The organism is Moorena sp. (assembly GCF_982860115.1).
The window spans coordinates 1-12,117 of sequence record NZ_CEYLVT010000227.1 but is presented as its reverse complement, the minus strand read 5'-3'; the positions used below and the strand labels follow the sequence as shown (position 1 = coordinate 12,117).

Here is a 12,117-nt window from a genome sequence, read left to right as displayed (position 1 = left end):
ACTCGCGAAATTAAACCCCACCCTCTTCTTGTATTTTCCAAAATGGGATGCTCCCCACCCTTCGGTTTCTTTTAATCCCAGAACCCAGGCGGTTTCATTTATGAGGTACTGCAACTTAGAAGACACCTTCCTTGTGAAGTCTTTAAACTTATTTTGATATCGAGTAGCCCGTATTTTTCCGATAGCTACATCCCATTCTTCAGACGTCGGAGCGAACTTCCTTAGCATCTCTGGAGTGAAGCCGTACATGCCGTTGTTATACCAGCGATCGCGATGGTATTGGAAACACTGATGAAGCAAATTTTCTGATCCGATAGCTATTAGATTTACTATTTCGCCGTCGCTGTTCGCCGAAAACATAGATTGAGCTCTCTCTACACTGTCCTGATCCCCGCAAGGCCAGACGAATAAATTCCGGCCATTGCTAAAAAGGTGAGTCTGTCTTTGTTGGTTCTGCATGGTAATAATTGAATTGATTGGCTATTTTGCGGGGGATAGTATTGTGCCACTGTCCCCATTTTTTATCTAAACTACAAATTCGTAAGCAAAGGCCGTCTCATGTTCCTCGCCGCAATTATCTATCCAGACACAATACGCTTCGGTCAGCGTCGTGCGGCAGTCATCCTCGATAACGTCTTTTGGTGCATGGCCAAACTTCCACTTATAGAAAGTAGGGTGAGTTTTGCGGAAGTCGATAATACGATTTCGGGAAGTTTCGGTGAGGGTGAAGTTATTCATTACCATCAGCATCCTCTAGCTCGGAAACAATAACTAATCCACCGATGGCTGTCCCAACTCCCAAGGAGACGATATTGGAAATGGGAGCTAAACCGGTGTCTTTAATAGCTACTTCTGTGGCCAAGGTACCAACGACTGTACTAGCAGCAGCTAGCCCCAACAAAGTTTCTGTCTTCATTTTTTTAGGAAATAGTCAAATGTTCGTGGAAAAAGAGGCGAATGAAAAGCGACCACCCCATCGAAGAGGAGCGATCGCTTAGAATATCAACTTTTATTTCTTGGGGAACGATTGCAATACATCTCCAGGCAGTACGACACGTTGTCGCACTGACCACTAATCTTTTTCCCGACCTGGCTGCCGACCCTTTTCTGGTTGTTAGGGACGGAAAGGGTATCGCTACGCTGCTTCTTCTGGTAAGTCAGTGGATTCCGGCCAGTTTCTTGGGATTGCTCCCGAACAGTTTCCCGAAACCCAGAGGTGGTTGGAGTTATGCCACCAAAAACCTGGTGCAACCGTACCATTGTCTCTTCCCCACCACGATCTTTAAAGTTCTCATCCTTCACCCGGCGGTTGGAACTATCGCGTTGCTGGAGAGTACCAGTATAGTGAATGGTGCGCTTGGATTTAGCTGTGACGGTTGGTTGAGGTTGATTTTTTTTCTTCGCCATTTTGGTAAAATTCTCAAGTTTGCTTTGAATGAGTGAACATCAAAGGCAGTCGTTCCGGTGTATGATGCGACTGCCTTTTTCGTTTCTATGTTTAAATCATATTTCATTTGTACAGTACTGTCAAGTCTTTTTTGACATTTTTCCTGATTAATAAGTTAATCGGTACGCACTGAATTTAGATCGTACAACCGGTGGTTCCGGTGGTTCCTCTTTGTCTTAATCTTGCCAGCGGCCTCCCAGTTTCGGAGAGTTCCCCGAGCCACTCCCAGCCGTTCCATGGCCTCTTTTAATGGAACCCACTGAGGCCGGTACGGGTCTAAACCTGCGGGCATCCTAGCTAATCTATCCTGGTTCTGCTTACTGGCTAGCGAGTCAACATCGTAACGTTTGGTGTTGTTGCGATCGCTAATCGTTTGGATCAATCCCTGCTGCTCCCAATAAGCCAATGTAACCTTGGTTATACCCAATTCCTGGCAGATTTTCTTTGCTGTTAAATACCTCATGGCAAAAATAACAAATGGCTACCCTGCTAGCTTACCAAATGGTTTTCATTTGTACGACAAAGCTGATACGAACAGTCAAATCGCGAGTTACGTGGAAGTTATTTACAAGTTAATTCCGAGTTATATGGCGGTACTTTGCAAGTTCAAAGCCAGTACTTAGAAAGAGCCGATCGCATCGCAATGCCCTGATGATTGGGATGGATTCACCCAGATTCAAGGAATCAACTAGCGATCGCTTCCAAGGCTGCTGCAATCCACCCAGAATCTAGGTGGGTGGATTGTCCCAGGATCAATTCCCATCGGGAAAGGAACAGATTGTTCTTTTCCCGCACTAGCTCCAATCAAGACTTGCCAGCCGCGATCGCTTCCAGTGCCACTGCGATCCGCTCAAGCATCGGAAGCATTTTCTTTTCCATCACGGATTCGATCCGATTGATCGAACCATCGAGGCTTCCAAGTTCTTGCTTCATATCCTCCAAGCGGGTCCAGACGGACTCCGAATGCTCTTTTATTAGTCCTAGCTCATCACCGATGTATTCCAGCCTTCCAGTCACAAGCCTTTATTATAGCGCTAGATTTAACCTCTTAACCTACCCCAAGGGAGCGATCGCGGCAAAGAATCAACTTGGGGTTGCGCGGTTAGTTACTTGTATTGCCTATCTACAGATTACTGTATTGAAGCAACTCATATACCAAAGTAGCGATCGAAAGTACCTATCAGGTTTCTCAATAGGCATTTTTATTGAAAGTGAAATTTTGTGATCGATCACAAAAATCAGTAAGTTGATCACATCAAAACACAACTTAATCACATATTGATCACATAAAGTAAATATTATAGACCTCTTGTTATATCTATATCTTAGAGTTTTTTATCACACGATCACTATGAATCCTAGATAGTACCCTATTAGGCTGATTTTACTGATTTTTACAAAGCTCTTATTGCAATTATATATTGATAATGAATAGTACTATTATTACCCCTTGGGCGAGGTATGGTCAGCTCGCCTAATCAAAAGTTTATATGTAGTTAATTGACTACGTAATTTTGGCTAATTAGGGGGGTTGAAAAATGTTACTAAAAGATGTGATCAATCTCTGTAATCACTGTCAGTAAAGGAATACAGATTTTTTGGGTATGTGATCAAGTAGTCGAAATATGTGATCAAAACCGAAATATCACATTTTTTAGTTGAGGCTGTCTATAGGTAATCAACTTACAACTATAGGTAATTGATTGTGGATTAACCGAAACCCCCGTCCTTTGACACTCCCCGGTCTTAGGGGATTTTTTACTCAACGACCCAGCTGGCTGAACCTGGTCGGAACCAAGAACAGTAGAGGCTAGATCTCCTGAAGCGTTAGGGTTAATAACCCAAGTTCCGACGGGCTTTCAGCCTGGAGCAGTTCCGTGAAATCCGTGATTTTCGGCAAAAAATAAGCACAACAAAATCCCCTCTATTCCATACGGAGAAAGGGTCTGGGGAAGCTTCATACCGCAATCAAAGAAAAGGCAGCGCAAAGCTTCCCCTTTGATAGTGATACTCTTTGCCGGTCGGGGGTATGCTAGCGATCGCTTTGACTGTCGGAATAAATGAAGGCGTGAATCTCACTCAATGGAACCTGGCGGTGATGGGCTAATGGAATAAAAGTTTCTCCTTCACGGCTAGTATCTACGAGGACCCATTCCCCATTAGGATCCTGTGCCTTCTCGTCCGCTAGTACTTTATAGGTGCCAAAAGTCTTTCCGATGGTAGCTTCAATTTCCTCCAACTTCACTGGGACAGAGTTGATTTTTTTGTCTTTGATCTCAGTTCCGATGAATTCGTCGGTCATCAGTACTGATCTGTTTCTGTTCTTTCTGTCTCTTGCCAGGAGATATATGGTCCCCGTCTTTTTGAATAAATCAAACCTTGGGTGATTACGATCATCTTCAATTGGATCATCTTCAAGTGGCGGTTCCTCGACTGGAATCTGGGACTGCTGCCCAAAGCCTTTGCCGCTAATCTGCTGAACTTCTGGAGTTTTTTCCATTACTGCCGTGGAAGTTAAAGGTTGCAAATCCGGGAGTGGCGCAGTTGAAGGAGCGATCGTCCCTTCGGACGCGCCAAAGGCGATCGCTGTCTTATTACTAATAGATGACATAGATGAATCGGAAGAACCGGTTACCCCAGCTAACACTGGTTCCACTACAGGCACAGATGGGGGAAGGTCCAGCTGCGCCTCTTGAATCTGCGATCGCACCTGTTGTTCAATGTCAGAATCCGGTGATCCATCAGGAGTGGGGTTTGATGGTGGGTCCCCACCTCCTCCTCCATCTTCTTCGTCCAAAAATAAGATATTTAAAATATTTCCCTTCTCGTCTTTGATCAACTTGATAAAACCTTGTATATTTGAATCTTCCTTTGTTACTTTTGCCAACTGCTCCAAATAAGCAATTATTTCTTTTTTCCTTAAACCCTTTTTATTTCCTCTAGTCTGAAAGCGTCCTAGTAGCTTCCTGAGGTTTGTCTCTCTTTTTTGCTTGACGTATTCAAATACTTCGTTGATCTGACCTAAGGTCTTAGTTTCTTCTTCGATGAAATCACTATTACAGTCAGGTACAGTGCGCTGGAGATGTAACTCATTTGCGATCAGGATTTCGCAGAAATAAATGGCTTTATCCATAGTCTCCCCTGATATCCATCTCAGATCTTTTTCCTTGTCACAAGCTCCTTCTATGGCGTGTAGTATGAGGCAAATTCTGGCTAGCATCGTAACCATCTTGGCTATCCACTGTGAAAAAGATGGATTACTAGATTTATCTCTGTATTGCCAAATTATGTATTTCGCCCTTTCATTGACAAACTTGCGTTCAGCTTCGGGTGTCATTTTGCATGTTAAGTTATTTGGCAAAGCTTCGACAGCTTGATATACAGATAGTAACAACGCCGTAACATCTACCCTCGTTTTATTCCATTCAATTGCTTCTCTGACTGTAGGACTTTCAATATAGACCTTCGTAATCCGAGATAATTCGCCATCGTCGTCCCTGTTGAAATTGGAAAACTCAGTTCTCATTGCTCTGGGTTGGATAGCAGATAAGACATTGGTGAATTGATTTTTATATCTGAGGCATTTGCTTTTGTCTTGCCGAGTAATAGATCCTCTCAATCCTTCATCCCAGGCGGTCATTCTTTGCTTTTTGGATTTCTGGTTATTAGGATTGGACTTGTAAGCATCAAAGCCATAAACTGTACCGGCCTCGTGTCCAAAATGGAGAACACCACTGCCTCTTTCTTGTCGTGCAATGATTGTGTTCAAAGCTTCTGGCGTGACATCCGTCTCGTAGTACTTTCGTTGCTTAGATATTAACTTATCAATATAGTTCGGATCCTCTTCGGTTCCTCTTTTAGCTCTTTTATCTTCTGGCTTCATATCGAGCCATACATTTAAGGCTTCTTCCTTCTTGTTTTCTAATCTTTCCGTCTCTTCATCAATCTTTTCCTGCATGAGCTGTAGTGGCTTCATTACTTTTTTCAAAACCACAGATTTCCAACTCCCAGAGTCTCCGACAAGCAATGCGTGTATGATCGCACGCTCATGCCAATCATTTTTAAGCTCAATCGACATTTCATTCATTAAAATCCCCAGGACAGTCAAGACAGACAGAGCTGCTGCTGAATGCCCTTTCTTTTTAATACTCAACTTCAACGGCTTTGCTAACTCGGGAGGGAAAACTCGATCTAAATCAACTTGTCTTTTTTCCCCGGACAGCAACTCATGTAGCTGCGGAAGCACTGCATTCAGATTTTGATCAGCCTCAATTTCTTCTATTGCTGAATAGTAAAGCCGTCTGATCAAACGTTCCTGCTTTTTGTACTTTGTGGCAATGCGGGTTATCTGGAGATCTAAATCAATTCCGTCTAGCCCCTTAGCCGCCAGCTCAAATAACTCGACTTTTAGTTCTTCTATTTTTTTTGTTGGATCTACAGTGACTTTTTCTGGTTGGGCTGAAAGGTTATCCTTGCTGAAAGAAGGAAGTTGCTTAATTTGCTCTGTGGTAACTGCGGCCAGTAACTGCTCTTTTGTTATTTTTTCATCCTTTACCCAATTAAGAATGTCCGAACCATCACTGCTGTGTAAATGCATCCACGGGAATTTCCGGTTGGGAAAGGCGTACAGCCATTTGGTTGCTCCAGTAGCTGCTTGGATCTTGAGCATTAGGTCCATCCCTGGCCTATCCCGATCCGGGCATAGTACAAGGTTCCAGTACCCTTTCAGTACTTGCCATTGAGATTCATGAAATCCACTGCTACCGCGAGCACAAGTCACTGCAACCAGACCCATGTCAGTCAGAAGGTTAACTATTGGCTCACCTTCTACCGCGAAAATAGGCTCACCCTTCGCGATCGCTTCCTGGATTTTCTCAAAATTCAATAGTGCCCAGTTGTCAGGGGTGAGCCCATGTAATCCTGGGACGTAGCCGTACTTATCGGCTTTCTGATTTTGAGGGTCGTAGAGGTGTTGGACGATTTTTTTGTACTTCCCGTCTTCCGGCTGCTTGTAATCCCATCTCCTTACTTGAAGTACCGGTTTGCCCTTTTCGTCCTTATAGGTCCAGTACCTGTACTTGCTTTCCCTTGGCTTCTTGCTGCGCTTCTGCTTTTTCTTCGGGCGATAGAAATTTCCTGACTGAGTAGAGCTCTTGGGAGTGTACTGTTCATAGTCATTATCAAGATCAAGCAATAACGACCTTGTGCCCCTGTAAGTCTTTTCGCACCTAACTGCACCGTCAATTCCTATCGAGCACTCATCTTTGGCTCCACATGCTGGACAGGTGATCTTGAGCTTCGATACGCATGCCCAACCCTGGTTATTGAAATGTGAGGAGCTGATATAGGAACTGAATGTTGAGTCGTAAACCATCATGCCACCTCCTGAAAAGTAAGGTTGGCCGTTTGATTAACTTGAGAAAAATTTTTTACAAGACTGTCAAATCCTTCTGGACAGTTTCCAGAAAGGGCTTCTAGCGTTTTTTGACTTTCGGAGATTGAGTTTTTGGCACTCTGCCACTGTTCGCTCGGAAAAATTTGATATATCATGAGGATAAGAATTATATGGTTTTGCGGTGGTTTCTCCCGACTAATAATTCGAGAGAGACAACCACCTTTTTTTAGGGGTTACCCTATTTACCTGACCAAAGCGTCAAAAAGTCTGGTCAGCAACAAATCGACTAAACCGCCAAGAGCCGGTTACTCTGGCGTCAACCCTCGGTCTTTGCCAAGACGCGAGGATTTTCGTCTTAGACTTAGTCCGCCAGCCAGTCTTCGGCAGTGACTAAATCCAGCGACAGGATGTTGCCCCTGCTCGCTTGCCTGGATATAGGATACACATTTTTCTCCTGCGATCGCAACTGACTTCCAAAAATGTAGCGATCGCATGTACTAGTTTTTGATTTCAATCCAAGGTGCCTTTACAGCACACCTCTTGCATTCGACAATTTTTGGCTCAAACAGCTCGGGCACAACCACACAGCCTTGCCATGGAAAAAGCCAGGGCTCAACCACAAGCTTGTCCAGCAATGGGCTCAACCACATTGCACTATCAATTTTACTAGAGAAAAAAATAAAAATCAACTTGATACCTAGGGTTGAGTAGTTGGCTTCCGAGAACATGGGTTCCGAAAAGCGGATCTCCCCCAAAAAATAAGGCAACTTAATTCCCTAGGGAGCGGATCCGAGATGCAGCTCAGCGATCGCTTCCATTAACCACGACTGCATTGAAGATTTTCCACATTAAATGCGATCACGCTTAATGTAGAAAATCAATCGGCCACCTCCGACTCCCCTTTTTTCTCTTGATGGACGTGGGTAGAGTCTGAGGTTGAACCAGTGCTTCTCTGATCTGGTGGGGGAGCTACCCTTTTGAAAGACCCATTATGGTCTTCTGAAGTCCCACAGTCACAGCAAACCACCACCCCAAAGTCCACCCCAAGAGCTTTCTCTATGCCCTCTAATACCTCTGTAGAGATCCGAGGGATGTCCCCTGACTCTATTGCGTACCAGGTAGATCTTGGTATTCCAGCGATTCGAGAAAGTTTTGAGACCCCGCCTTTTACCCCTCTTCTTAGTCTTTTAATAGTTTTGGGGAAATTTGTAATTTTGACTGTTTTAGAGCTGTAAACCTCTGTAATACTCATTTACGGACATTGAATGACATACCTTGACCTCTAAAGGATAACGCTTTGAAAGAATTTTGTCCAAGCACTTGACACTTTTTTAAATCCTCGCTATAGTAGATGTATGGATGAAAAAGCGAGCACATCAAATACACAGCGAGTGCCCGCTTTAGTAGGCCAGAACTAACTAGACCTAGACTTCATTATTACTGAATCTAGGTCGCCACAGCACCTAGACAACTACATGATCTTAAGCACAAATGACGATTTCATTACTGCTCTTAGCTCGTGACATCGGATGCTACTGGGCGACGTGGATGCTGATTTGTCACTTATGTGGAAATAGCTAGCGGTAACGATACTCTAACGATAATTGGGAGTACTACTCAAAGGCTTTTTACTTAATAAGTGTTCTTATCGTGCATGCACGATAAGCCTATCGTGCAATAAAAACTATTAACAGTTGACCTAATCGTGCATGCACGATAATCCTATCGTGCATGGTTATCTATAATTAGTTCACCTAATCGTGCAGGGTTGATTACATGGTCTTTTTTGTTAGTAGTTGACCTAATCGTGCATGAATAAGTACTCTTATTTACTTAGTTTAGTAATTAATGCACGATTAGGTCAAGAGAAGTAATTCTCAATTACTTCTCTGCACGATAAGGAATTAGGCTTCGCTATCGTGCACGAAATTACGATTTACCAGGGCAAAAAACATATTTCGCATGCTATTACCCCGTACATACATGCTTCTCCTCTATATATATGTGTCCCAAGTCAAAAGACACTTTTGAAGTCTATTCTCAATAAAAGGAGGTGAGCCAGTATAAAGTGCGACATGGAAGTACTTAGTCCAAATGACTCAAACTGGGCGAAATCGTGCACGATAATTCATGACCCGTACCGGGCGAAATCATGCACGATAAGCTTCATCACGGACAAACGCTGGGATACACCTGACGTTGACATGATTAATTTTACGTACGACTATTTTTTCTCTTACAACCTTATTGATAAGGCAACTAGAGATGAAGTAGAAGATACGTTTAATTTTTCTCAAAATACATCCTACAGATGGAGGTTCTACATAATAGACAACCCTCCAACTATCAATCAGCAAATACTGTTCAGTAAGTCTTTCTACAGAAGCCAAGGGTGTAGAAAGACCTCAAAAATCAGAAGATTAAGGCCATTTCAAATATTCGTGATGTGGATGATATCCCTTCTGATGGCTCCACCTGGCGCTCGCTATAACAAAGCAGCTTATCGATTAGAACTGCTGCTTCAAGTGTTCACTCCAGAAGATTTTTCAAAGAGGTTAGAAAAATGGAAAACAATAATGACACCTTGACTTTTGATGATGCTTTAGAGGCTTTGATGACTAGTCAAGGTAAAACTGAAGCTGAAGCCACTAATGCTTTAGAGAAAATAGGAGCAGCTCAAGGGTTTGACCCCTACGAAGACAAGATTCCCTGGAATGCAGTCTTTCAAGTTGACGGAGCCATGAATGGAGCCGATGAAGCTGTTCAAAAAGCACTAACTAGTGGCACTTCCTCTGCAATCGCTCCCGTAACTCCCAAAGAAGCGACTAATCAGCTAGTTACCTCTGTAAACCAGAGCCTGATTTCTCGTGGCCTAGCTGAACTACCAGCTGATCTAATCATTGATATGATGCCCGAGCGACTTCAAGCCTACCGAGAAGCACTGGGTCTAATTGATGAGGTAGCTTTTGAGACTGCGGTGCTGGAGCAAGATCAAAAGATGAGCGAAAACCTCAACCGTTACCGACAAGCAAATAACGAAGGACGAAAAAATCTTCGTCAATTGTTCAATCCTGAAACCCGAAGAGCACTTGTTAATGGGTTAATGTCTCGTGTTGGCATCACTACTGAGGAGGTGGATGCTGAAGTGGAAGAGTTTAACGCTCAGTGCGCAGCAGAAGACCAGGCTTATCTTGAAAGCAAGATTGTTCAACCCAAAGTTGTGACCCAAGAGGAAGCTGTTGCACTTCTTAAGCAGAAAATGACCAAGCTAGGTATTGACGTATAAGGAAGGACAAGCGGGTGTCAAAAGATGCCCGCTTGGTAAATGCGAAATGGATAAATACTACATTAGACCACTATTGCCTTCACTACTATCATTTGGACTTCTAGTAATACCTTTCGCTTGCCAGCAGGCATGGAAGGCTGACACCAAGATGAGAGTTGACCTAATAGAACAGGATGGAGAGATCAAGAGAGCAAGACTGGACAACCAACTAAAGGAGAAAGAAGTCTACGCCCGAAATCTAAAACTTCACCCGACAGAGCGTCACAGTTTTCAGTTCACTTTCAATCCAGAAACCAGAAATGCTTTCCCTATCAAATCGGAAGCGATCGCTAACCAAGTGAAAAACTCTCCTAGAGGATTCGTTTATTACTTCGATATCTCCACCCCTCAGAGGTTCGTTGGCACCGCTTGGAAAAATGAATCCGGTTCTGTGTCTTGGGCATTTCTGTGGGAGAAGGACGAACGAATCCGCAAATTAGCGATAGATAGACAGAGGAGTTTATATGAGCAAGTCAGGTTCTAACAGTGACCGCCGTGGAAAGCGAATTCTGGTTGATATTATTGAGTGGATACAGGAGGCTATCGACTGGATTTTTGACTGCCTGTCAGCTTTAATAGCTGCCCTTGGCTTCATTGTTAAAAACTTCCTTCTTGGACCCGGTATTCTGGCATTTAGCTTCGTAGCTTTTATTTATTGCCTCGCCATATCTCTAGATAACTTTTACACTCATCCTTCGGGGTTAGCTTTAGCCCCTAACCCGTTCACTACATGGGTTGGCATCAAAGCTTATTTGACTAAAAGTTTCTATGATTCAGAACTTTTGTTTCACTTCCTTTTGATGTTGGGAATGAATGCTAGTCAAGTCGTTTTGACTGGTATTAATTCCAACCCAGATGCCTCGGGAATGAAGAAAGCTGTTCGAGGTTTTTTGCGCCTCTTTGGTTATTTCTTGTACGGGGTTGAAATAGCTATGGCATTTGGCGTTAGACCAATATTTGGAGAAGGCATTGGTGGTTGGACTGTCTTAGGTCTATTAGTATTCAATCCCCTATCTGCTTTCGCCCCAGGAATTGGTCTTAATATCTTCAAGCTTGGCTATGGATACTTCAAGAAATTCGTAGGCTCTGGCAATAGGTAAAACTTAGTAAAGCTCCCGGTTTTATACCGGGAGAAAAAACGATGAAAAGAAATACATTGAAAACTCAAAAAGCTCCTCTTGATTTTACTCTGAAATATCCCGATCTAAATCTATTAATCACAGACCCACCTATGTGGTTGGCTATTCGGGATGATTATTTAATCTACGACGCGACAAAGAGACGTCTAGGATGTAACCTCTCCAAAAGCCTGGGTGTTGTGTGCTCTGTGGCCGCCTTAGCAACAATTAACGTAAATCCTTTATCTCTTTTAGCTTTGATTTTTGGAGGACTTGGATATGCCTGGACAGTAGGGAAAGACTTTAGTATTACTGACAATCTAAGGCCACTCCCATTCGTTCCAGATGCCAGAAAGCTCTGGAATGAGTTCACTAAGCATGAAGACGATAAAACTGAAGACAACCAAAATGATCTGTTCCAAGGTAAACAATTAAAGTGTATCGACTGGCTATCAGAAAGAGAAAGACATGAAGCTGCCTTCTTGGCAGAGTATAGAGGGGTTTTAGGACATGTCTTAACAGGGGTGGGAACCAAAAGACGTTTTGTCACTTACCTAACTATACTCAATGACTCTTTTACTAATAGAGATAACTCTCGGTATTGCCGTCACCTTAAGGAGTTAAAAGATGGTCACGAGCTAATCGAAATGATTTCAATTCAGGATTTAGACACTCTAGGACGCCAGCTTTATCCATCAAAGAGTATGAGAGTCATTTCCGCTGTCCAGACTCCAGAATTAGAGCCTGCCGTAGATAGGGATGTGGCTGCTGGTACTTATGGATATGAATTTCAAGGTAGTCTTGGGGAAACTATTGATGTGCCTAGTAGTTA

At 43.3% G+C, this 12,117-nt stretch carries 14 protein-coding genes; 4 read left to right on the top strand and 10 right to left on the bottom strand.

What is annotated here, in order from left to right; all coding sequences use genetic code 11:
• From AC4II3_RS26855 to AC4II3_RS26810, 10 genes are all read right to left on the bottom strand, one after another.
• On the bottom strand, positions 1 to 459 hold a 459-nt coding region (locus tag AC4II3_RS26855; RefSeq protein ID WP_490722954.1), incomplete at its 3' end, for a hypothetical protein.
• 66 nt (positions 460 to 525) lie between these two features.
• Complete coding sequence (locus AC4II3_RS26850) at positions 526 to 744, bottom strand: hypothetical protein (RefSeq protein WP_490722953.1); 219 nt, start codon at positions 742 to 744, stop codon at positions 526 to 528.
• Entirely contained in the window at positions 731 to 916 is a 186-nt protein-coding gene (locus tag AC4II3_RS26845; protein WP_490722952.1) for a hypothetical protein, read from the bottom strand. Before AC4II3_RS26845 ends, AC4II3_RS26850 begins: the two co-directional genes overlap by 14 nt.
• Positions 917 to 1,002: 86 nt before the next feature.
• Complete coding sequence (locus AC4II3_RS26840) at positions 1,003 to 1,407, bottom strand: hypothetical protein (RefSeq protein WP_490722951.1); 405 nt, start codon at positions 1,405 to 1,407, stop codon at positions 1,003 to 1,005.
• Positions 1,408 to 1,562: 155 nt separating this feature from the next.
• A complete protein-coding gene (locus AC4II3_RS26835; RefSeq protein ID WP_490722950.1) occupies positions 1,563 to 1,910 on the bottom strand; it encodes a MerR family DNA-binding transcriptional regulator in 348 nt (115 codons plus the stop codon).
• Positions 1,911 to 2,251: 341 nt separating this feature from the next.
• Positions 2,252 to 2,380 carry a hypothetical protein gene (locus tag AC4II3_RS26830; RefSeq protein WP_490722949.1) on the bottom strand — a complete coding sequence of 43 codons (129 nt, stop codon included), beginning with the start codon at positions 2,378 to 2,380 and terminating at the stop codon, positions 2,252 to 2,254.
• A 1,099-nt stretch (positions 2,381 to 3,479) separates the two neighbouring features.
• Positions 3,480 to 6,641, bottom strand: coding sequence for a DUF3987 domain-containing protein (locus tag AC4II3_RS26825; RefSeq protein WP_490722948.1), 3,162 nt, complete (start codon positions 6,639 to 6,641; stop codon positions 3,480 to 3,482).
• Between the two features lie 506 nt (positions 6,642 to 7,147).
• Complete coding sequence (locus AC4II3_RS26820; RefSeq protein ID WP_490722947.1) at positions 7,148 to 7,336, bottom strand: hypothetical protein; 189 nt, start codon at positions 7,334 to 7,336, stop codon at positions 7,148 to 7,150.
• A 3-nt stretch (positions 7,337 to 7,339) separates the two neighbouring features.
• Complete coding sequence (locus AC4II3_RS26815) at positions 7,340 to 7,609, bottom strand: hypothetical protein (protein ID WP_490722946.1); 270 nt, start codon at positions 7,607 to 7,609, stop codon at positions 7,340 to 7,342.
• 110 nt (positions 7,610 to 7,719) lie between these two features.
• Complete coding sequence (locus tag AC4II3_RS26810; RefSeq protein WP_490722945.1) at positions 7,720 to 8,094, bottom strand: helix-turn-helix domain-containing protein; 375 nt, start codon at positions 8,092 to 8,094, stop codon at positions 7,720 to 7,722.
• 1,311 nt (positions 8,095 to 9,405) lie between these two features.
• Between AC4II3_RS26810 and AC4II3_RS26805 the strand changes: the two genes are divergently transcribed.
• From AC4II3_RS26805 to AC4II3_RS26790, 4 genes are all read left to right on the top strand, one after another.
• Positions 9,406 to 10,128, top strand: coding sequence for a hypothetical protein (locus AC4II3_RS26805; RefSeq protein WP_490722944.1), 723 nt, complete (start codon positions 9,406 to 9,408; stop codon positions 10,126 to 10,128).
• Between the two features lie 148 nt (positions 10,129 to 10,276).
• The gene (locus AC4II3_RS26800; RefSeq protein ID WP_490722943.1) at positions 10,277 to 10,651 is read left to right on the top strand and encodes a hypothetical protein; all 375 of its coding nucleotides are present in this window, start codon (positions 10,277 to 10,279) and stop codon (positions 10,649 to 10,651) included.
• The gene (locus AC4II3_RS26795; RefSeq protein ID WP_490722942.1) at positions 10,632 to 11,267 is read left to right on the top strand and encodes a hypothetical protein; all 636 of its coding nucleotides are present in this window, start codon (positions 10,632 to 10,634) and stop codon (positions 11,265 to 11,267) included. The genes AC4II3_RS26800 and AC4II3_RS26795 overlap by 20 nt, the downstream gene beginning before the upstream one ends.
• 41 nt (positions 11,268 to 11,308) lie before the next feature.
• On the top strand, positions 11,309 to 12,117 hold an 809-nt coding region (locus AC4II3_RS26790), incomplete at its 3' end, for a hypothetical protein (RefSeq protein ID WP_490722941.1).